19 protein-coding genes are annotated in these 21,391 nt (G+C 74.4%); 16 read left to right on the forward strand and 3 right to left on the reverse strand.

What is annotated here, in order from left to right; genetic code table 11:
- Window positions 1–17: 17 nt before the first annotated feature.
- From Cph01nite_RS10040 to Cph01nite_RS10080, 9 genes are all read left to right on the forward strand, one after another.
- Window positions 18–2,039 carry a beta-galactosidase gene (locus Cph01nite_RS10040; protein ID WP_203673773.1) on the forward strand — a complete coding sequence of 674 codons (2,022 nt, stop codon included), beginning with the start codon at window positions 18–20 and terminating at the stop codon, window positions 2,037–2,039.
- Complete coding sequence (locus Cph01nite_RS10045; protein ID WP_203673774.1) at window positions 2,036–2,959, forward strand: carbohydrate ABC transporter permease; 924 nt, start codon at window positions 2,036–2,038, stop codon at window positions 2,957–2,959. Before Cph01nite_RS10040 ends, Cph01nite_RS10045 begins: the two co-directional genes overlap by 4 nt.
- Window positions 2,956–3,852 (forward strand): carbohydrate ABC transporter permease, encoded by an 897-nt coding sequence (locus Cph01nite_RS10050; protein ID WP_239069178.1) that lies wholly within the window; start codon window positions 2,956–2,958, stop codon window positions 3,850–3,852. The genes Cph01nite_RS10045 and Cph01nite_RS10050 overlap by 4 nt, the downstream gene beginning before the upstream one ends.
- 71 nt (window positions 3,853–3,923) lie before the next feature.
- Entirely contained in the window at window positions 3,924–5,261 is a 1,338-nt protein-coding gene (locus tag Cph01nite_RS10055) for an ABC transporter substrate-binding protein (RefSeq protein ID WP_203673775.1), read from the forward strand.
- Between the two features lie 4 nt (window positions 5,262–5,265).
- Window positions 5,266–7,386: an alpha-galactosidase gene (locus tag Cph01nite_RS10060; RefSeq protein WP_203673776.1), complete on the forward strand. Its 2,121-nt coding sequence runs from the start codon at window positions 5,266–5,268 to the stop codon at window positions 7,384–7,386.
- Window positions 7,383–8,399, forward strand: coding sequence for a LacI family DNA-binding transcriptional regulator (locus Cph01nite_RS10065; protein WP_203673777.1), 1,017 nt, complete (start codon window positions 7,383–7,385; stop codon window positions 8,397–8,399). Before Cph01nite_RS10060 ends, Cph01nite_RS10065 begins: the two co-directional genes overlap by 4 nt.
- A gap of 83 nt (window positions 8,400–8,482) precedes the next feature.
- Window positions 8,483–9,037, forward strand: coding sequence for a type III secretion system chaperone family protein (locus Cph01nite_RS10070; RefSeq protein ID WP_239069179.1), 555 nt, complete (start codon window positions 8,483–8,485; stop codon window positions 9,035–9,037).
- 2 nt (window positions 9,038–9,039) lie between these two features.
- Entirely contained in the window at window positions 9,040–10,914 is a 1,875-nt protein-coding gene (locus Cph01nite_RS10075; protein WP_203673778.1) for an HSP90 family protein, read from the forward strand.
- Entirely contained in the window at window positions 10,911–12,872 is a 1,962-nt protein-coding gene (locus Cph01nite_RS10080) for a hypothetical protein (protein WP_203673780.1), read from the forward strand. Before Cph01nite_RS10075 ends, Cph01nite_RS10080 begins: the two co-directional genes overlap by 4 nt.
- 13 nt (window positions 12,873–12,885) lie before the next feature.
- Here Cph01nite_RS10080 and Cph01nite_RS10085 read toward each other — a convergent pair whose 3' ends face one another.
- Window positions 12,886–13,278 (reverse strand): type II toxin-antitoxin system VapC family toxin, encoded by a 393-nt coding sequence (locus Cph01nite_RS10085; protein ID WP_203673782.1) that lies wholly within the window; start codon window positions 13,276–13,278, stop codon window positions 12,886–12,888.
- On the reverse strand, window positions 13,275–13,532 hold the full coding sequence (locus tag Cph01nite_RS10090; RefSeq protein WP_239069180.1) for a FitA-like ribbon-helix-helix domain-containing protein: 258 nt from the start codon (window positions 13,530–13,532) through the stop codon (window positions 13,275–13,277). Before Cph01nite_RS10090 ends, Cph01nite_RS10085 begins: the two co-directional genes overlap by 4 nt.
- 70 nt (window positions 13,533–13,602) lie before the next feature.
- Here Cph01nite_RS10090 and Cph01nite_RS10095 point away from each other — a divergent pair, with 70 nt between their 5' ends.
- Both Cph01nite_RS10095 and Cph01nite_RS10100 read left to right on the forward strand, forming a co-directional pair.
- Window positions 13,603–14,487: an ABC transporter ATP-binding protein gene (locus Cph01nite_RS10095; protein WP_203673784.1), complete on the forward strand. Its 885-nt coding sequence runs from the start codon at window positions 13,603–13,605 to the stop codon at window positions 14,485–14,487.
- Window positions 14,488–14,599: 112 nt separating this feature from the next.
- Window positions 14,600–15,640, forward strand: coding sequence for an aldo/keto reductase (locus tag Cph01nite_RS10100; protein WP_203673786.1), 1,041 nt, complete (start codon window positions 14,600–14,602; stop codon window positions 15,638–15,640).
- A gap of 96 nt (window positions 15,641–15,736) precedes the next feature.
- Here the strand turns inward: Cph01nite_RS10100 and Cph01nite_RS10105 are convergent, their stop codons facing one another.
- Entirely contained in the window at window positions 15,737–16,402 is a 666-nt protein-coding gene (locus tag Cph01nite_RS10105) for a GntR family transcriptional regulator (protein WP_203673787.1), read from the reverse strand.
- Between the two features lie 177 nt (window positions 16,403–16,579).
- Between Cph01nite_RS10105 and Cph01nite_RS10110 the strand changes: the two genes are divergently transcribed.
- From Cph01nite_RS10110 to Cph01nite_RS10130, 5 genes are all read left to right on the forward strand, one after another.
- Window positions 16,580–17,422 (forward strand): ABC transporter ATP-binding protein, encoded by an 843-nt coding sequence (locus Cph01nite_RS10110; RefSeq protein WP_203673788.1) that lies wholly within the window; start codon window positions 16,580–16,582, stop codon window positions 17,420–17,422.
- Window positions 17,419–18,318 carry an ABC transporter permease gene (locus Cph01nite_RS10115; protein WP_203673789.1) on the forward strand — a complete coding sequence of 300 codons (900 nt, stop codon included), beginning with the start codon at window positions 17,419–17,421 and terminating at the stop codon, window positions 18,316–18,318. The genes Cph01nite_RS10110 and Cph01nite_RS10115 overlap by 4 nt, the downstream gene beginning before the upstream one ends.
- Window positions 18,319–18,413: 95 nt before the next feature.
- Window positions 18,414–19,439 carry an ABC transporter substrate-binding protein gene (locus Cph01nite_RS10120; protein ID WP_203673790.1) on the forward strand — a complete coding sequence of 342 codons (1,026 nt, stop codon included), beginning with the start codon at window positions 18,414–18,416 and terminating at the stop codon, window positions 19,437–19,439.
- 28 nt (window positions 19,440–19,467) lie between these two features.
- A complete protein-coding gene (locus Cph01nite_RS10125) occupies window positions 19,468–20,109 on the forward strand; it encodes a cysteine hydrolase family protein (RefSeq protein WP_203673791.1) in 642 nt (213 codons plus the stop codon).
- A complete protein-coding gene (locus Cph01nite_RS10130; RefSeq protein WP_203673792.1) occupies window positions 20,106–21,347 on the forward strand; it encodes an MFS transporter in 1,242 nt (413 codons plus the stop codon). The genes Cph01nite_RS10125 and Cph01nite_RS10130 overlap by 4 nt, the downstream gene beginning before the upstream one ends.
- Window positions 21,348–21,391: the final 44 nt, after the last annotated feature.

Raw genomic sequence — 21,391 nt, forward strand, 5'->3', positions numbered from 1 at the left:
CGACGGGCAGGGAGCTCATGACACCGCCGACCACCGATCTCCGCACCGGGGACGCCACCACGCGCGGCATCGCGTACGGGTGCGACTACAACCCCGAGCAGTGGGACCGCGACGTCTGGCGCGAGGACGTCGCGCTCATGCGTGAGGCCGGGGTCGACCTGGTGGCCGTCAACATCTTCGGCTGGTCGCACGTCGAGCCGGCGCCGGGCGCGTACGACTGGTCCGGTCTCGACGAGGTCGTCGACCTGCTCCACGCCCACGGCATCCGCGTCAACCTGGGCACCGGCACGTCGTCGCCGCCGCCGTGGCTGACCACGCTGCACCCCGAGATCCTGCCCGTCGTGGCGGACGGCACCACCCGCTGGCCGGGCGGGCGCCAGGCCTGGTGCCCCAGCTCGGCCGAGTTCCGGCGCCGCGCCCTCGCGCTCGTCGAGCAGGTCGCGCAGCGCTACGGCCGGCACCCGGGCCTCGCGCTGTGGCACGTGTCCAACGAGCTCGGCTGCCACAACGCGCTGTGCTACTGCGACGAGTCCGCCGCGGCCTTCCGCGTCTGGCTCGAGCGCCGCTACGGCACGGTCGACGCGCTCAACGCCGCGTGGGGCACGGCGTTCTGGAGCCAGCGCTACACGGACTGGGACCAGGTGCTGCCGCCGCGGGCCAACCTCTCGCTCGGCAACCCCACCCAGGCCGTCGACTTCCACCGCTTCAGCTCCGACGCGCTGCTCGAGCACCACCGCGCCGAGGCCGCGGTCCTGCGCCGGCACTCCGAGGCGCCGGTGACCACCAACTTCATGGTCACCGCGCACATCCGCAACCTCGACTACTGGTCCTGGGCCCCGCACGTCGACGTCGTCGCCAACGACCACTACCTCGACCACCGCCTGGACGACCCGCGCTCCGAGCTGGTGTTCGCCGCCGACCTGACCCGCGGCCTGGCCGGGGGAGCGCCGTGGCTGCTCATGGAGCAGTCGACGAGCGCCGTCAACTGGCAGCCCGTCAACCTGGCCAAGGAGCCGGGCCAGATGACCCGCAACTCCCTGACGCACGTCGCCCGCGGCGCCGACGCCGTCTGCTTCTTCCAGTGGCGCGCCTCGGCCCAGGGCTCGGAGAAGTTCCACTCAGCACTGGTGCCGCATGCCGGCACCGACACCGAGGTCTGGCGCGAGGTCGTCGCGCTCGGCGCCACCCTCGACCGGCTCGACGAGGTCGCGGGCACGCGCGTCGTCGCCGACACGGCCCTGGTGTTCAGCTGGGAGTCGTGGTGGGCCGCCGACGGCGAGGCGCGCCCGTCCCAGGCCGTGCGGTACCTCGACCAGGTGCACGCCGCCCACCGCGCGCTGCACCAGCTGGGCGTCACCGTCGACGTGGTCGGCCCCGACGCCGACCTGTCCGGCTACCGGCTGGTGGTCGTGCCCGCGCTGCACATGGTCACCGACGCGCAGGCGGCCGCCGTCGCGGCCCACGCGGAGGCGGGCGGGCACGTGCTGGTCACCTTCAACTCCGGCATCGTCGACCAGGACGACCGCGTGCGGCTCGGCGGGTACCCCGGCGCGTTCCGCGACCTGCTGGGCGTGACGTCCGAGGAGATCGTCCCGCTGCTGCCCGGCACGCGCGTGGCCCTCGACTCCGGCGCGCACGCCTCGCTGTGGACCGAGCGCCTGCGGACCACCGACGCGTCCGTCGTCGCGTCCTACGCCGACGGGCCGCTGGCCGGGATCCCCGCCGTCACCCGCGTCGACCGCGGCGCCGGGGCGGCGTGGTACGTCGCGACCGCGCTCGACGCCCCCGACCTGCGGGACCTCGTGCGCACGGTGGTGCGCGACGCCGGCGTGACCCCGACGGGTCCCGAGGGCGACGGCTCGGTCGAGGTCGTGCGCCGCGCCGGGGACGGCCGCAGCTACCTCTTCGTCGTCAACCACTCGCAGCAGGACCACGAGCACCCCGTCACGGGGCACGAGCTCGTCACCGACCGGCGGGCCGCCGGCCACGTCCACGTCCCCGCCGGCACCGTGCGGGTCGTCCGGGAGGACACGCCATGACGCGCACCGCGACCCCACCCCCCGCGCCGACGTTCGGCGCACGGCGACGGCGCGTCCCCGTGCCGCACAAGCGGGCCATCGCGTTCTTCGTCCTGCCGTTCGGCACGCTCTTCGCGCTGTTCTACGCCCTGCCCGTCGGGTACGCGGTGTGGCAGTCGCTGCTCGTCGTCGAGCGCGAGGGCACGTTCGGCCCGGCTCGCGAGGTGTTCGGCGGGCTCACCCAGTACGCGCAGGTGGTCCAGAACGGGCCGTTCTGGGCGTCGGTCGGGCGCGTGCTGCTCTTCGGGGTCGTGCAGGTGCCGGTCATGCTCGCGCTCGCGCTGGTGTTCGCGCTGCTGCTGGACTCCCCGCTGCTGCGCGGCAAGCGGTTCTTCCGGCTCGCGTTCTTCGTGCCGTACGCGGTGCCGGGCGTGGTCGCGGCGATCATGTGGGGCTTCCTGTACTCGCCCCGGCTGTCGCCGTTCGCCGCCGTCACCTCGCGCGTCGACCTGCTCTCGGCCGACGTCGTCCTGTGGGCCATCGCCAACGTCGTGACCTGGGTCTACGTCGGCTACAACATGCTCATCATCTACTCCTCGCTGCTCGCGATCCCGACCGAGGTGCACGAGGCCGCACGGCTCGACGGCGCGGGGCAGGTGCGCATCGCGTGGTCCGTGAAGATCCCGCTCGTGATGCCGGCGATCGTGCTCACCACGGTGTTCTCGATCATCGGGACGCTGCAGCTGCTGGCCGAGCCCCAGGTGTTCCGGTCCTTCAGCTCGGCCGTGACCAGCACGTTCACGCCCAACCTCACCGTCTACTCGACGTCGTCGGTGCCGAACTTCCACCTGGCGGCGGCGTTCTCCGTCGTGCTCGCGGTCGCCACGTTCGTGCTCTCGTTCACGTTCCTCAAGCTGACCCAGAAGAAGGGCGTCCAGTGAGCGCCGCCACCCGCACCCGCCCCGCTCCCGCCTCGACCCGGACCGCCGGCGGGGTGCGGGAGAGCCCCCTCTCGCGGGCCGCCGCGATGCTCGTCATGGGCGTGTTCACGCTGTACTTCCTCGTGCCGATCTGGTGGCTGCTGGTCTCGGCCACCAAGGACCGTGGGCAGTTCACCAGCACGAACCCGCTGTGGTTCGCCGACATGAACCTCGTCGAGAACGTCTCCGCGCTGCTGCGCTACGACGGCGGCATCTTCGTGCGGTGGATGGGCAACTCCGTCGCCTACACCGCCGGCGGCGCGTTCCTCGCCACCCTGCTCGCCGCGATGTGCGGCTACGCGCTCGCCAAGTACCGGTTCCTCGGCCGCGAGGCCGTGTTCAACGTGGTCCTCGGCGGCGTCCTCGTGCCGGCCACCGCCCTGGCGCTGCCGCTGTTCCTCATCTTCAGCCAGGTGAACCTCACCAACACGTTCTGGGCCGTGTTCCTGCCCAGCCTGGTGAGCCCGTTCGGCGTGTACCTGACCCGCATCTTCGCCGCCGCGAGCGTGCCCGACGAGCTGCTCGAGGCCGCGCGCCTCGACGGGTCGAGCGAGGTCCGCACGTTCTTCACGGTGTCCGTCCGGCTGATGTTCCCGGCGCTCGTGACGGTGTTCCTCTTCCAGTTCGTCGCGATCTGGAACAACTTCTTCCTCCCGCTCATCATGCTCCGCGACGAGGCCGTGTTCCCCGTGACGCTGGGCCTGTACTCCTGGAACACCCAGGTGAACCAGATCCCCGAGCTGCGCGGCTACGTGCTCGTCGGGGCGCTCCTGTCGATCGTCCCGCTCATCGTCACCTTCCTGCTCCTGCAGCGCTTCTGGCGCAACGGACTGGGTGCGGGCGCGGTGAAGTGACCCCCCGACGACCGACCCCTCCACGCCCGGCGTCCCCCCGCCGAGCAGTCCCCCCAGAGAGAAGGACCACCATGCGTGTCACCACTGCCGCCGCCGGCGTCGGCACCCTCACGGCGCTCGCCCTGCTGGTCGCCGGGTGCTCGTCGTCACCCGACAGCGCTGCACCCGGCGGCGACGCCGCGGGTGCCTGCGAGCCGTCCGGAGGGGCCGTCGAGCTCACCTTCACGACCTGGATCCCCGGCATCGAGGAGGTCGTCGACGTCTGGAACGCGGCCAACCCCGACATCCAGGTGACCGTGCAGACCGGGCCCAACGGCAACGGCGGCACGTACCAGAACTTCTTCAACCAGCTCAGGGCCGGCAACGCGCCCGACCTCGGCCAGATCGAGTACGACGCGCTGCCGAACTTCCGCGTGCAGGACGGCCTGACGGACCTGGGGGCGTGCGAGGAGGTCATGGCCGCGCAGGACCTCTTCGTCGACTGGACCTGGGACCAGGTGAGCTTCGGCGAGGAGGGGCACGCGTACGCGGTCCCGCAGGACGCCGGCCCGATGGCGCTCTTCTACCGCCAGGACCTGTTCGAGGCGAACGGCATCCCCGTGCCCACGACGTGGGCCGAGTACGCGGCGGCCGCCGAGCAGGTCAGGGCCGCCGGCGGGTACATCACCAACTTCTCGCAGAGCGACGTCAACCAGTTCGCCGGGCTCGTCTGGCAGGCCGGGGGCACGTGGTTCGCCAACGACGGCGAGGAGTGGAGCGTCGACCTCGCCGGCCCCGAGTCCACGCAGGTGGCCGAGTACTGGCAGGACCTGGTGGACCGGGACCTCGTCTCGAGCGTCCCGCCGTGGACGAGCGAGTGGGACAACGCGTACAACACCGGTGCCGCGTGGACCTGGGTGTCCGCCGTCTGGGGGGCCAACTCGATCGCCAGCGGCGCCCCCGACACGGCCGGAGCGTGGGCCGTCGCGCCCATGCCCCAGTGGGAGGCGGGCGACGCGGTCGCCGGCAACTGGGGAGGGTCCTCGACCGCCGTGTTCCGCGGCACGGAGCACCCGTACGAGGCGGCGAAGTTCGCGCTGTGGCTCAACACGTCCGACGAGGCGCTCACGCTGCTCAACCAGGGCGCGAACCTCTACCCGGCGACGACCGCCGGCGCCGACCTGCCGGCCCTCGCCGACGGCGTCGAGTTCTACGGCGGGCAGGCGATCTACGACGTGTTCGCCGAGGCGTCGACCCAGGTCCCGGCCGGCTTCACGTGGGGGCCGACCATGACGCAGGTCTACGCGGACGTCTCCGACGGCTTCAAGGGTGCGGTCTCCGGGCGGGGCACCCTGCTGGAGGCGCTGGAGGCCGCGCAGGAGTCGACCGTCTCGACGCTGAGGTCGCAGTCCATCCCGGTCGCCGGGTGACCGTGTGATCCTGCACCTGCGGGCCGCGGGCTCGAGCCTCGTGCTCGACGTCCCGGTGCAGGACGGCGGGGGCCTCCCCGCCGTCCTGCACTGGGGGCGCGACCTCGGCCCCCTCGACGACGACGCCCTCGCCGCGCTCGCGGCCGCCCTCGTGCCGGCCGTCCCCCCGAGCGCGGTCGACACGCCCCTGCGCCTGTCGGTGCTGCCGACCCGGGAGCAGGGCTGGACGGGCCGGCCGGGCGTCGAGGGGTTCTGGTCGGGCACCGGCGCCCCGGCGGCACCGCTCGTGCCCGTCGGCGCCGACCGGGTGGGGGAGCGTGCCGTGCGGCTGACGGCCGACGCCGGCCCGGTGCGGGTCACCACCGACCTCGAGCTGACGGAGCACGGGGTGCTGCGGGTCCGGCACGCCGCCGAGAACCGCGGCGACGACACGTTCGTCCTCGGTGCGCTGGACGCCACGCTGCCCGTCCCGGACCGCGCCCGCGAGGTGCTCGACTTCACGGGCCTGTGGGCGCACGAGCGGCGCCCCCAGCGCACGGTGCTGGGCCACGGCGCCTGGACGCGCGAGACCCGGCACGGGCGGCCGGGGCACGACGACCCGTTCCTCGTCGTCGCCGGCACCCCCGGCTTCGGGTTCGGCACCGGGGAGGTCTGGGCGACGCACGTGGCCTGGAGCGGCGACAAGCGGCAGTGGGCCGAGCGGCAGGCGCTCGGGCGCGCCGTGCTGGGCGGCGGCGAGCTGCTCGCGCCCGGCGAGGTCCGGCTGGCGCCGGGCGAGCGGTACACGGCGCCGTGGCTCGTCGCCGCGTGGTCCGGCACCGGGCTGGACGGGCTGTCCGACCGCTTCCACCCGTGGGTGCGGTCGTGGGCGACGGGGCGGCGGCCGCGCCGCGTCGTGCTCAACACCTGGGAGGCCGTCTACTTCGACCACGACCGCGCGACGCTCGACCGGCTCGTCGACGTCGCGGCCGAGGTCGGCGTCGAGCGGTTCGTGCTCGACGACGGCTGGTTCACCGGGCGCACCGACGCGACCCGGGCCCTCGGGGACTGGACCGTCGACGCCGACGCGTGGCCGGCGGGCCTGCACCCGCTGGTCGAGCGCGTCCACGCCCGCGGCATGGACCTCGGCCTGTGGGTCGAGCCCGAGATGGTCAGCCCCGACTCCGACCTCGCGCGCGCCCACCCCGAGTGGGTCGTCGGCGGGGGCCGCCTGCCGACGTGGCGCGACCAGTGGACGCTGGACCTCGGCCACCCGGACGCGTACGCGCACGTCCGGGACGCGCTCGTCGCGCTGCTCGAGGAGTACCCGGTCGCGTCCCTCAAGTGGGACCACAACCGGGACCTGCTGCACGGCTCCGCGCACCGCCAGACGACCGCGCTGTACCGGCTGCTGGACGAGCTGCGCGCCCGCTTCCCCGCGCTCGAGATCGAGTCGTGCGCCTCCGGCGGGGCGCGCATCGACCTCGGGATCCTCCCGCGGGTCGACCGCGTGTGGACGTCCGACACCAACGACCCGCTCGAGCGCCAGACGATCCAGCGCTGGACGGGGGTGCTCGTGCCGCCCGAGTACCTCGGGGGGCACCTCGGTGCACCGCGGGCGCACACCACGGGCCGGGTCGCGAGCACCGCCTTCCGGTGCGCGACGGCGCTGCTCGGCAGCGCCGGCATCGAGTGGGACCTCACGCGCGCGAGCGCCGACGAGATCGTCGAGGTGCGCGCCTGGGTCGCCGACCACGTGGCGCGGCGCGGGCTCCTGCACACCGGGCGCGTGGTCCGGGTGGACGGCGCCGACCCGGCCGTCCTCGTGCACGGCGTCGTCGCGCACGACCAGCGGGAGGCGCTGTTCGCGGTGGTCGCGCTCGCGTCGGCCGAGGCGGCGCTGCCCGCACCGGTCCGCCTCGCCGGCCTCGACCCGCAGCAGGCGTACCGCGTCCGGACGGTCGGGGCGTCACCGCTGCAGATCCAGGCCGCGCCGCCGCCGTGGCTCGCGGCCGGCGGGACCACGCTGCCGGGCCGCGTGCTGCTCGACGTCGGGCTCGCCGCACCGCTCCTGGCCCCGCAGAACGCGCTGCTGCTCGCCGTCGAGGCCGTGGACGCGGACGACGCGGCTAGATTCACCCCATGACTCCTCCGGGCCGGCGACGTGCCACGATCCACGACGTCGCCGCCGAGGCCGGTGTCTCGCGCGGCACCGTGTCCCGCCTGCTCAACGGCACGTCGTACGTCTCCTCGGAGGCGCGCGAGGCGATCGAGCGGGCCATCGCCAAGGTCGGGTACGTGCAGAACACGGCGGCCCGCAACCTCGTGACGCAGCGCTCGCGGGCCGTCGGGTTCGTGGTCCACGAGCCGCACGAGCTGTTCCTCGACGACCCGAACATCGGGGCGATCCTGCTGGGCGCCAACGAGGTCGTCTCCGAGGCGGACTTCCAGCTCGTCGTGCTCGTGCTCGACTCCGAGCGCGACAGCCAGCGCGTCGCCGACTACCTGCGCGGCGGGTTCGTCGACGGGGCCGTCCTGGTGTCCGCGCGCCAGCACGACACGATCGCGGGCGCGGTCGAGCGGCTCGGCCTGCCCGCCGTGTTCATCGGGCACCCGCCCGGCCACCCGGCGATCCCGTACGTCGGCATCGACAACCGCTCGGCGGCCTGCGCCGTGACACGGCGGCTGCTCGACACCGGGCGGCGCACCGTCGCGATGGTCGCCAGCGCGCTCGACCGGGACTCGGGTGCCGACCGCCTCGCGGGGTTCCGCGACGCGCTCGGCGAGCGCTTCGACCCGCGGCTCGTCGTCGACCACCCCCTGTACTCGTACGCCAGCGGCCTCGAGGGCGCGCGCGAGCTGCTGCGCCGCGAGCCCGGCATCGACGGCATCGTCGCGGCGTCGGACGCCGTCGCCGCGGGGGTGCTGGAGGCGCTGCGGCAGGCCGGGCGCGCGGTGCCCGACGACGTCGGCGTGGTCGGCTTCGACGACAGCGCCTGGGCGCTGCGCTGCGTGCCCGCCCTGTCGACGGTGCGCCAGCCCGCGCGCCTCATGGGCCGGCGCGCCGCCGAGATGGTGCTGGCGCAGGTGCAGGGGGCCGAGACCCGGCCCGGCGGGACCCTGCTCGACACCGAGGTGGTGTGGCGCGCGTCCGCCTGACGCCCGCGCTGCGGAAGTTCGCCCGCATGGCGGAACGGACATGTCGGACGCGGTGGCTAGGCTCTGCGGGCGGGTCGAGCACGGTGCCAGCGGGGCGCCGGGCCGCCAGGGCCCGCGACACGCACCCGACCGGGGAGATCATGGGCTTCTTCACCAAGGACACGTCCGGACCGACGACGCCGGCACCGCCGGCGCTCGGCCCGCTCAGCCGCGACCGCGTCACCGCCGCGCTCGACAGCCGCGACATGCGGTACGGCATCGACGACGACGGCGACGTCGGCGGGTACTGGGACGGTCACCTCTTCTACTTCTTCCTCATGGGCCAGCACGAGGAGTACCTGCAGGTGCGCGGCCGCTGGAACCGCAAGGTCGGCGTCGACCAGCTCCCGGCGGTCCTGGAGATCGTCAACGAGTGGAACGCGTCGCACCTGTGGCCCAAGGGGTACGTGCGCGCGGAGGACGACGTCGTGGGCGTGTACGCCGAGCACACCGTCGACTACGAGCACGGCGTGGCCGACGAGCAGGTCGACCTGCAGCTCGCGTGCGGCATCTCCACCGGTCTGCAGCTCTTCGAGCACCTCGACGAGGCGTACCCGGAGCAGGCCGCCGCCGCGAAGGCGGAGCAGGAGCAGGACTGAACGTGAGCGAGGAGACCGGCGGGTCGGGCCGGGCCTTCCAGGTCGACCTGCGCGGCGTCGTCGACCTGCTGGCCCGGCACCTGTACTCGGGGCCGCGCGTCTACGTGCGTGAGCTGCTGCAGAACGGCGTCGACGCGATCACCGCCCGCCGCGCCGTCGACCCGGACGCACCCGCCACCGTGCGGCTGCGTCCGGGTGCCGACGGCACCCTCGAGGTGACCGACACCGGCGTCGGGCTCACGCCCGCGCAGGCCGAGGAGCTGCTCGCCACGGTCGGCCGGTCGTCCAAGCGCGACCTGGACCTGGGCCTGGGGCGCGAGGAGTTCCTCGGGCAGTTCGGCATCGGGCTGCTCTCGGCGTTCATGGTGGCCGACGAGATCGAGCTGGTCTCGCGGTCCGCGGTCGACCCGCAGGCGCCGCCCGTGCGCTGGGTCGGGTACGCCGACGGCCGGTACGACCTCGAGGTCCTGCCGGTCGGCACCCCCGTCGAGCCCGGCAGCACGGTGCGCCTGCGGGCCCGCCGGGACATGGAGCACTGGCTCGCGGCGGAGACCGTGGTGGCGCTCGCCCAGGACTTCGGGTCGCTGCTGCCCGTCGACGTCGCGGTGGAGGTCCCGCTGCCCGGCGCCGCGGACGTCGCGTGGCGGCGCGTCAGCGAGCCGGTGCTGCCGTGGCGGGCGTCGTACCCCGACGAGGGGGCGCGCACCGCGGCCCTGACCGCCTACTGCGAGCGGACGCTGGGCTTCACGCCGCTCGCGCACATCGACCTCGAGGTGCCGCTGGCGGGGTTGTCGGGCGTCGCGTACGTGCTGCCCACGGCGGTGCCGCCGGGTGCCGGGTCGCGGCACCGGGTCTACCTCAAGCGCATGCTGCTCGGCACCCAGGTCGAGGACCTGCTGCCCGACTGGGCGTTCTTCGTGCGGTGCGTCGTCGACACGAGCGTGCTGCGCCCCACCGCGTCCCGCGAGCAGCTCTACACGGACGACACCCTGCTGGCCGCCCAGGAGGCGCTGGCCGCGCAGGTGCGCGCGTGGGCCGTCGGCACGCTCACATCGTCGTCGGTGCGCAGCCGTCAGGTCGTCTCGACCCACCACCTCGCGCTGCGTTCGCTGGCCGTCGCGGACGACGAGGTGCTCGACCTCGTCGCGCAGGTGCTGCCCTTCGAGACCACCGACGGGATGCAGACGCTCGCGGCGGTCCGGGACGCGCACGGCGAGGTGCTGCACACCACCCGCGTCGAGGACTACCGCCGGGTCGCGCCCGTCGCCCGGGCGCAGGGGATGACGGTCGTCAACGCCGGGTACGTCTACGACGCCGACCTGCTCGAGCGGCTCGCGCGCCGCCCGGGCTGGCGGGTGCGGGAGCTGGCGGCGCGGGACGTCGCGCAGGTCCTCGAGCCGCTCGAGCCGCACCGGGAGCTCGCGGTGCTCGACCAGGTGCAGGCCGCGCGGGCCGTGGTCCGCCCGCTCGACTGCGACCTCGTCGTCCGTCGCTTCGCCCCCGAGCAGGTGCCCGCCGTGCTCCTCGAGGACCGCGACGGGCGGCACGCGAGCGACGTGCGGCGGACGGTCGCCGAGGCCGACGACCTGTGGGGCGGGGTCCTCGCGGGGTTCGCGGGCGGGACCGACGAGCCCGCCCGCCGGCTCGTGCTCAACGACGACAACCCGACGGTGCGGCGCCTGCTCGCGGCCGCGCCCGACGCCCCGGTGCTCGCCGCGGGCGTGCGGTCGCTGTACGTCACGGCCGTGCTGCTGGCCGGTGAGCCGCTGCGCGTGCGCGAGGCCGAGCTGATGAACGACGCCATGGGTGTGCTGCTCGAGGCCGGGCTCGCGCCCGGCGGGTCGCGCGTGCCCGACGAGACCCAGGAGGACGTGTGACCCGCTCGCTCGACGAGGCGAACCGTGAGATCTCGCGCGTGCGGGCCCTGCCCTACGGGGTGGCGCGCACGCAGGCGGCGGAGCAGCAGGTGCGGCTCGTCGAGGCCGAGGGCCCCGACCGGGCCCGTGCGTTCGCCCTGCTGGTGCTGGTCGAGTCGCTCGTGTGGTCCGGCGAGGTGCAGCGGGCGTACCTGCCGTTCACCCAGGCGGTCCGCTGGTACGACCAGCACCCCGAGCACCTCGACGACATGGACGTGCAGGGCCTGTTCTGGTCCTTCAAGTGGATGGTCGGGCACCTGGCGGACTTCCCCGACGTCCCCGCGGCCCAGATCGACGCGACCCTGGACGACATGGAGCGGCGCTACGCGGTCGCGGGCCTGGGCCGCGACGCCGTGGCCTACGAGCGGTTCTCGTGGGCGCGCCGGCGGGGCGCACCCGACACGGACGCACTGTTCGAGGAGTGGGTGCGCACCCCCCGCGACGACTACTCGCAGTGCGAGGTGTGCGACCCGGGCGACCGGGCCTCGTACCTCGCCCAGCGGGGTGACGTCGACGGAGCCGTCCGCCTGATCCAGCAGACCCTGGAGACCGGGGCGACGTGCGCGACCGAGCCGGCGGACATGCTCGCGAACCTCGCCGTGCTGCACCTCGACGCGGGCCGCGCCGACGCGGCGGTCGCGACGCACCGCCGCGCGGTCGCGGCGCTGGCCGACGCGCAGTCGGACATGGCCGGCGCCCGCGGGCTGCGGTTCGTGCTCCTGGCCCGCGGTGGCCAGCCCACGCGGGCGCTGCGGGCGCTCGCCTCCGACGCGCACCTGATGCTGCGCGCCGACACCCCCGACGACCGGTTCTGGTTCCTCGTGGACGTGGTCGCCGGGACCGCCGCCCTGCTGCCCGAGCACGCGGACGCCCAGGTGGACCTGGACGGCGTGCCCGTGAGCGACGTCGCCGGCCTGCGGGCCTGGGCCGACGCGCAGGCCGCCGAGCTCGCGCAGGCGTTCGACGCCCGCAACGGCACGGACCGCTACGCACGGCGCCTCGCGCAGGCGCGGCTGGCGCGGCCCGCCGGGGTGCGCCTCGAGCTGGACGTCATCCCCGCGGGCGGTGCCGGTGCTCCCGTCGCCGGCGGGGACGTCGGTCAGGTGCCGCCGGCGGCACCGTCGTCCGGGGCCGGGCCGGACGACGAGACGGCGGCCGACCGGGCCGAGCGGCTCGCCACCGCGGGCGACCTGGTCGCGGCAGCCGCCGCCTGGCTCGAGGCGGCCGCGCAGGCCGAGTCCTCGGGCCTGCTCGCCGACGCGGGCTTCGCGCTGGCCGAGGCCGCGCGGTGCGCGCAGGAGGCGGGCGACGACGACGGCGCGGCCGCGACCTACCCGGGCGCGGTGGCCCGGATGCGCGCCGGCGGTGTCCCCGTCCCGCACATCGTCCCCGTGGTGGTCGCGTGGGCGCCCGTCGCGGTGACGACCGGCACGGGGGCGGACGTCGTGGACGTCGTGGACGCGCTGCTCGGCGGGCTCGCGGACCCGCCTGCGGGAGACGGTCCCGACGCGGCCGACACCGGTGCCGACCCGGCCGGCGCCGACCTCGACGAGCGGCTGTCCCACGCACGTCGACGCGCCCGCGCCGACCTGCACGACACGGCCGCGCGCGTCCTCGCCTCCATGGGTGGGGCCCACGCGGCCGACGCCGCCCGTCGGGCCTCGAGGGCCGCCGAAGGCTACGCCGGCGTCGACGCAGTCGGCGACGCCGCGCACGCGTTCTGGCTCGCGGGTCGGCTGCACGCCGCGCTGGGCGCGACCGACGACGCGATCTGGCACCTGGAGTCCGCTGTCGAGGGGTTCACGGTGGCGCGTCAGCCGCAGCCCCGCAGCGACGCGGCCTCCGCGCTCGTCGACGTGCTGCGCGCCGCGGGCCGTGACGACCAGGCGGACGAGGTGCTGCGCGCGCTGACGCGCTGACGCGTGGGCGTCCTCACCGGACGAGCAGCACGCTGACCCCGCGGACGTGCGCGCCGACGAGCCGACGGTCCGCGGTGAGGAGGGGTGCGTCGAGCGCGGCGGCGAGCGCGACGTACTGCGCGTCGGCGATGCGGACGCGACCACGAAGGCCCCACACGTGTCGCACCAGCCGGGTCGTGTCGAGCCGGTCGCAGGGGAACTCGTCCCAGGCGTCGAGCGCAGCGTCGGCGGCTGCGGTCGTCAGGGCGCCGCCGCGTTCGAGCCGCGCCAGCGCCGACATGACCTCGGTGTCGATGAGCGCCGGGGCCACGGGCGTCGTCCCGGACAGCCGACGCCGCGCCGCACCCGCGAGCGCCCCGTGGGTGACGACGTGCACCGCGACGCTCGCGTCCAGCACGACCCTCACGGGGCAGGGGCGACGACGTCCGGGGCGTACTCGGCGCGCACGTCGTCGAGCACGGCGCGCACGTCGATCTGCGGGCCCGAAGCGGGCAGCGGGTGGGCGGCGAGCCACTCGTCGACCGTGGGCCGGCCGAGATCACGCTCGAGGAGGCGCGTCACGTAGTCCGACATTGTCGTCCCCGCCTGCCGCGCGCGCTCCGCCAGCTGCGCGTGCAGGGCGTCCGGGAGGTTCTTCACCTGCAGGGTTGCCACGAGCATGAAGATAGCATGCTTGAAGCATGCTCTTTCCACGACGTGGCCTGGAGCGACCCGACGACGAGGAGTACGCATGCCCGTGCTCGACACGGCCGAGTCTGCGCGGAACGCGCACGAGGTCGGTGACGGCGACGGCGCGACGTGTCCCCGGGCTGTCGCCCGCACGTGGGCCGGTAGTGGGCTGCCGACCGACGTCGTGCCGGTCGTGGTCGAGTGGAGCACGGTCGCGGTCACCACCGACACGGACGCCGGTGTCCGTGATCCTGGGCACGACCCGAGGAGTGCAATGACGAACGTGGCCGAGGTACCCCCACCGGTTCTGCGCCTCTCGGGCCTCACCGTGGTCGCGCCGGGACGGAGGGCGCCGCTCGTGGACGGTCTCGACGTCGACGTCCCCACGGGAGGTGCGGCGTGCCTCGTGGGGCGCAGCGGCTCGGGGAAGTCGTCCGTGCTGCGCGTGGCTGCCGGTCTCGACCGGCCGGCCTCCGGGACGGTGCGGTGGTCCGGGGAGGACGTCGCCGGCCTCGGTCCGCGCGAGCGTGACCGGTGGCGCGCCACGAACCTGGGCTATCTGGACCAGGAGTCGGCGATGCTCGAGGAGCTCACGTTGTTGGAGAACGTCGTGCTCCCGTCCGACCGGACCACGGCTGACGCGGTCGCGCTGCGGGCACGCGACCTGGTCCACGCGCTCGGGTTGACCGACCACGTGGGACGCCGTCCGGCGCAGGTGTCGGTGGGGGAGCGGCAGCGCGCCGCGCTGGCCCGCGCCCTCGTGACGGCACCACGTCTGCTCGTCCTCGACGAGCCGACCGCCAGCCTCGACGAGGACGCCGCGCGGCGCGTCGTGGCGGTCCTCGACGAGGCGCGCAGCCGGGGGTGCGCGGTGCTGCTCGCCTCTCACGACCCGATCCTCGTCGAGTGGGTGGACCGGGTGGTGGACCTCGCGAACCCGGCGTGAGCGCCGCGTGCCGCCCGCGCCCGACCTCGTCACACGGGCCGAGTGCCGCGGCTCCCGGTGATGCCGTCGTGCGTCGTTAGCCTGGTGGCTCCCCCACCCGCGAGGAGTGACGATGCCCAGCCTCGACCCGTACCGTGCCGCCGACGACCGGTACGCGACCATGTCCTACCGCCGCACGGGCCGCTCGGGCCTGGACCTGCCGGCCCTGTCCCTGGGGCTCTGGCACAACTTCGGCGACGAGACGCCGTTCGGCACGCAGCGTGACATCCTGCGGCGCGCGTTCGACCTGGGCATCACGCACCTCGACCTCGCGAACAACTACGGCCCGCGGCCGGGCGCGGCCGAGGAGAACTTCGGCCGGCACCTCGCGGCGGACCTGCGCCCGTACCGCGACGAGCTCGTCATCTCGACCAAGGCGGGCTACGACATGTGGTCCGGCCCGTACCAGGACGGCGGTTCGCGCAAGTACCTGCTGGCGTCGCTCGACGCGTCGCTGCGGCGCACGGGCCTGGACTACGTGGACATCTTCTACCACCACCGTCCGGACCCCTCGACACCGATCGAGGAGACCATGGGTGCGCTGGCGCAGGCGGTGCGCAGCGGCAAGGCGCTGTACGTCGGGGTCTCCAACTACTCGCCGTCGCAGACCCGCGAGGCGCACGCGGTCCTCGCGGAGATGGGCGTGCGGCTGCTCATCCACCAGCCGAGCTACTCGATGTTCAACCGGCACGTCGAGCAAATGGGGGAGGGCCAGCGCGAGTCGCTGCTGGACGCCGTGGGCGACCTGGGCGTCGGCATGATCGTGTTCTCGCCGCTCGCGCAGGGCCTGCTCACCGGGAGGTACCTCGGCGGGGAGGCTCCGGCCGGGTCGCGCGCGGCGGGTGCGAGCCCGTTCCTGTCGGACCGCTCGCTGTCGCCGACGTACCTGGCGCGGGCCCGCGCACTGAACGCGATCGCCGAGGACCGCGGGCAGAGCCTCGCGCAGCTCGCGCTGTCGTGGGTGCTGCGCGACGACCGCGTGACGTCGGCGCTCGTCGGCGCGAGCTCGGTGGCCCAGCTCGAGGACAACGTCGCCGCCCTGACGGCACCGCCGCTCACGGACGACGAGCTCGCGGCCATCGACGAGCACGCGGTCGACGGCACGGGTCGCTGAGCGCACGAGCGTGAGGGGCTGCCGTCGCCAGGCGACGGCAACCCCTCACGATCAGCGGATCGTGCCGTCGGGCGACGGTCCGCGGGGCGTCGACGCTCAGTCGGCGGGCCCCAGCCGCTCGCGCAGCAAGTGTGCGTCGGCCAGGTGGCGCGTCATGACCTCGGCGGCGCGGTCCCCGTCGTGCTGCGCGAACGCGTCGAGCAGCTCGCGGTGCTCGCGCGCGCTCTTCTCGCGGTCGCCGCCCTGCGCGCGCACGAGGGCCGCGAGGTAGAAGCTGCTGATCTGCCGCAGGTTGCGCAGCACCTCGCCGAGCCGCGGTGAGCGGGCGTACGCGATGACCTCGAGGTGGAAGCGGCGGTTCAGCTCGAGCCACGTCGCGTGGTCCGGCGCCGCCTCCATCTCGTGCTCGGCGCGCCGCAGCGCCGCGAGCTCCGGTTCCGTGATGCGCTCGGCGGCGCGACGGGCCGCGAGGGGCTCGAGCAGCAGGCGCATCTCGTTGATCTCGACGGCCTCGTCGAGGTCGACGTCCCGCACCGTCGCGGCGCGCTGCGGGTGGACCTCGATGAGCCCGTCGTTGGCGAGGTCCCGCATGGCCTCGCGCACGGGGGTGACGCTCGTGCCGAACCGGTCGGCGATCTCGCCCTGCACGAGCCGCGCTCCGGGTGCGTAGACGCCCGAGAAGATCGCCTCGCGGATGCGCTCGCGGACCCAGACGTGGGCCGTGACGGGGGCGTCGGCGCGGGTCACGTCGCTGGGGCTCACGGCGGACATGCTCGCACGTGCCGCGCGCTCGCGGGCGGGCCCCGGGGGTCGGGCCCGCGTCGTCGGCAGTGCCATGGTCGACCTCCGTTACAGCGCCTTTACACACGGCGCGTTCCACCGAAACGAGCCCGGCGTAGAACATCTATAGATTATAGAACCGACGACGAAGGAGCTCACGTGACCACCACCCTGGCACCGGCCCCGAGCGGGGCGGGCACCGGCACGACGAGCGAGCCGCAGCTCGTCGTCGAGCACGTGCACCGCAGGTTCCCCAGCCCCGAGGGCGGCACGGTCGACGCGCTCGTCGACGCCGACCTCACGGTGCGGCCCGGCGAGTTCATCTCGCTCATCGGCCCGAGCGGCTGCGGCAAGAGCACGCTGTTCAACCTCATCGCCGGGCTCGACACCCCGACCGAGGGGCGGATCCTCATCGACGGGGTCGACCGCTCCGGCCAGCAGGGCCTCGTCGGCTACATGCTGCAGAAGGACCTGCTCCTGCCGTGGCGCACGGTCCTGGAGAACGTGGTCCTCGGCCTGGAGATCGGGGGCGTGCGGCGCAAGGCCGCCCAGGCCATCGCGCGACCGCTGCTGAGCACCTACGGACTGGGAGGGTTCGAGGGTCGCTACCCGGCCCAGCTGTCGGGTGGCATGCGCCAGCGCGTCGCGCTGCTGCGCACGATCCTGTTCAACCGCGACGTCATCCTGCTCGACGAGCCCTTCGGCGCGCTCGACGCGCAGACGCGCGAGCAGATGCAGGAGTGGCTCCTGGACCTGTGGGACGACTTCCAGAAGACCGTCCTGTTCGTCACGCACGACATCGACGAGGCGATCTACCTGTCGGACCGCGTCGTGGTGATGTCGGCCCGCCCCGGCCGGATCGTCGCGAGCTTCGACGTCCCGCTCGACCGACCCCGCAAGCCGTCGGTCGTCACGAGCGCCGAGTTCGTCCGCCTCAAGGCCGACGCCCGCGAGCTGCTCAACGGCGCCCACCGGACCCACGACGTGCAGGAGACCCGATGACCGCCACGGCCGACGCCCCCGTCGTCAGCACCGGGCCGACGCCGGCCGGCGCCGCGCAGGACTCCCTGCGGGAGCTCGGGCGCCTGCGCGCGAGCATGCTGCCGGTCGTCCGGCGCCGCCGCGGCACGGCCGAGCCCAGCTCCTGGAGCGTCAACCTGCTGCGCGTCGGCGTGGTCGTCGCGGTGCTCGCGGGCTGGGAGACCGGCGTGCGGGCCGGCTGGATCGACCCGTTCTTCTGGAGCCAGCCCTCGCGCATCTGGGACACCGCCGTCGTCGCGTTCACGCAGGGCGGGATCCTCGCCGACGTCCGGTTCACCTTCACGTCGACCGTCCTCGGCTTCGTCATCGGCGTCACCGGCGGTGTCGCGCTCGGGCTGTCGTTCTGGTGGTCCCGGCGCTACGCGCTGGTCGCCGAGCCGCTGGTCATCGCGTTCGAGGCCATGCCCAAGCTCGCGCTGGCGCCCATCGTCGTCCTCGTGCTCGGCCTGGGCATGGGGTCGAAGGTCGCGATGGCGACCGCGCTCGTCATCGTCATCCAGACGCTCAACACGTACGCGGCCGTCCGGTCGGTCGACCAGGACCTCACGACCCTGCTGTACTCGCTCGGCGCGTCGCGCTGGCAGGTGTTCCGCAAGGTCGTCGTCCCCTCGACCCTGCCGTGGATCGCCTCGAGCCTGCGGGTCGGGATCGGGCTCGCGCTCACCGGCGCGATCGTCGGGGAGTACATCGGCTCCAACGCCGGTCTCGGTCGGATGATCCACTACGCCGGCTCGACGTACGACATCGCGCTGATCTGGGTCGGCGTCTTCACGCTCGCGATCCTGTCGATGCTGCTCTACGTCGTCGTCTCCTGGCTCGAGCGCCGCCTGCTCAAGGGCCTCGCCCACACCCGCTGAGCCGCCCGCCGAGCCACCCGCGCGGCCACCCGCCGAGCGTCCCCCGCGCAGCCCCCCCACCACCCCCGCGTCACCCCACCCCCGGAGGAACGTCCGTGAAGACCCTCGCCCGTGCTGCCCTCGTCCCCGCCGCCGCCGCCCTGGCCCTCGCCCTCGCGGCGTGCAGCCCCGGCTCCGGCACCACCACCGCCGCGGCCGCCGGCGACGACCTCACGTCCCTGACCCTCGCCGAGCCCGTGCACGGCGTCGGCTACCTCCCGCTGTACGCGGCGCAGGACCTCGGCTACTTCGCGGACGCCGGGCTCGACGTCGAGGTCACGACCCTCACCGGCGGCGGGCACGTCAACGCGACCCTCGCGGGCGAGGTCTTCGGGTTCATCGGCGGTCCCGAGTCGGGCGCCGTCGCCAACGTCAAGGGCGCCGACCTCGTGGCCGTCGCCAACGTCGTCAACCGCGGCAACGTGTACGTCGTCGCCGCGACCGGCCACGAGCCCGAGCCGGGCGCCGACATGGGGGAGTACCTCGCGGGCAAGACGATCGCGGGCGGCCGCTACGGCGGGACGCCCAACGCGATCCTGCGGCACGTCCTGATCACCGAGGGGCTGGACCCTGCGACCGACGTGACGCTCCTCGAGATCGAGGACTCGAGCGCCATCCCGTCCGCCGTGCAGGCGGGGCAGGCCCAGGTCGCGGTCGTCGCGGAGCCCCAGCTGGGCCTCGGCATCCAGCAGGGCCTGTGGGGCGAGCCGATCATCAACCCGCTGCAGCTGCTCGGCCCGTACGCGTACTCCTCGATCGTCGTGCCGCGCGCGACCGTCGAGGAGGACCCCGAGCTCGTCCAGGCCTTCGTCGACGCCCTGGCCAAGGGCCAGCAGCGCATCGAGGAGGACCGGGAGTACGCCGAGAAGCTGGCCGCCGCACAGTTCCCGACCATGGAGCCCGCGGTCCTCACCGCGACCCTCGACCGCGCGTACGCGGACGGCCTGTGGGGCGGCAGCGTCCTGACCGAGGAGGCCGTCGAGACCGCGCTGGAGGTCGCCCGCAGCGGCGAGATCCTCGACGACTCCGCGACGCCCCAGACGTTCGACGTGATCGCCGACACCCGCTTCGTCCAGGACTGACCCGCACCCCCACCGGAAGGACCGTCCCATGACCTACCCCACCCCGCGCTTCGCCCCGGGCACCGCCGCCGTCGTGGTGGTCGACGTCCAGAACGACTTCTGCGACCCGGCCGGCGCCTGCGCGCAGCGCGGCAGCGACGTGACCGGCGCGGTCGCGATGGTGCCGCGGCTCGAGGCGTTCCTCGACGCGGCCCGCGCGGCCGGCGTGCTCGTCGTGTTCATCCAGACGACGCACGACGAGACGACCAACTCGCCGGCGTGGCTCGCGCGCCGCGGCGACCCGGTCGAGGGCGGCCCGACGCCCGTCGCGACGTGCGCGACCGGCACGTGGGGCGCCGAGTTCTACCGCGTCGCGCCACAGCCCGGCGAGCCCGTGGTGATCAAGCACCGGTACTCGGCGTTCGCGGGCACCAACCTCGACGTCGTGCTGCGCAGCGCGGGCATCGACTCGCTGCTCCTCACGGGTGTCTCGACCAACGTCTGCGTCGAGTCGACCCTGCGCGACGGGCTGTTCGCGGAGTACCGCGTGACGCTCGTCGAGGACTGTGCGGCGAGCTTCGAGGAGGACGCGCACGCGGCCACGGTCGCGAACGTCGAGAAGTACTTCGGCGTCGTCGCCACGAGCGAGGAGATCGGCGCGACGTGGTCGACGCTCTCCCGGGCCGCGTGAGCACCGACCGGCCGGCGCGCCCCCCGCGCGCCGGCCGGTCGGCCACCGTGCTGCTCGCGGTGCTGGGCGTGACGTACTGGGCGGCGCACACCATGCTGCGACCGCTGATCGGCCCCTACGTGCTGGCGGACGGCGGCAGCGAGCAGCAGGCCAGCCTCGCGCTCGCGTCCTTCGCGATCCTGCCGACCCTCCTGGCGATCCCGCTCGGGGCGCTGACCGACCGGTGGGGCGTGCGCTCGCTGCTCGTGGGCGGTGGCGCGACCATGGCGGTCGGCGGCGGGGTGCTGCTCCTGCCGCTCGGCCTGGCCGGGGTCGTGGCGAGCCAGGCCGTGATCGGGGTGGGGACGCTCGCGGTCTGGGTGAGCCTGCAGACCGTCGCGACGCTGCCGCAGGCGGCCGACGAGCCGCCGCGGTCGCGCAACGCACGGCTCGCGACGTTCTCGCTCTTCCTCGCCGCGGGGCAGGCGATCGGGCCGGCACTCGGGACGGGGGTCGCCGAGGTGGGCGGCTACGCCGCGAGCTTCGCGCTCTACACGGCGCTCTCGCTCGTGCTCGTCGGCCTGGGCCTGGCCGTCCGCGTCCAGCGACCGGTACGCCCGGCGGTGCCCGTGCCCGTCCTGCGCTCGTTCCGGGACGCCGGCGCGATGATGCGCGTGCCGGCCGTCGCGACGACGCTCGCCGTGAGCTTCACGGCGCTCGTCGTGCTCGACATCCGCACGGCGTACCACCCGCTCGTGCTGGGGCAGGCGGGCGTGCCGCAGTGGCAGGTGGGCCTGCTGCTGTCGGTCGCGGCGGCCGCTGCGTTCGTGTCGCGCCCGTTCTTCCCCGTCGCGATGGCACGGCTGCGCGAGTCGACGACGGTCGGGCTGGTGCTCGTCGTGTCGTCGGTGTCGGTCGTCGCCGTCGCGTTCGTGCCGCCGCAGCCGTGGCTGCTGTGCGCGCTGGCCGCGGTCAACGGGTTCGCGCTCGGGTTCGCGCAGCCGCTGACGCTCGCGCTCATGGCGGACCACACGCCCGCGGACCGCCGGGGGCTGGCGTCCGGGCTGCGCTCGACGGCCAACCGCGGCGCCCAGCTCGCCAACCCCGCGGCGTTCGGCCTGCTCAGCGGCGTCCTGCCGCTCGTCGGGGCGTTCGGCGTGGTGGGTGGTGCGCTGCTGGTCACGTCGGTGCTCAGCACGTGGGCGCTGCGCCGCACGGCGCGCGCCGCGCCCGAGCCCGCGCTCACCGCGCGCCGCTGACGGCGCGAGCGTGAGGGGTTGCCGTCGCCAGGCGACGGCAACCC

This window comes from Cellulomonas phragmiteti, from assembly GCF_016862775.1.
Classification (GTDB): domain Bacteria; phylum Actinomycetota; class Actinomycetes; order Actinomycetales; family Cellulomonadaceae; genus Cellulomonas; species Cellulomonas phragmiteti.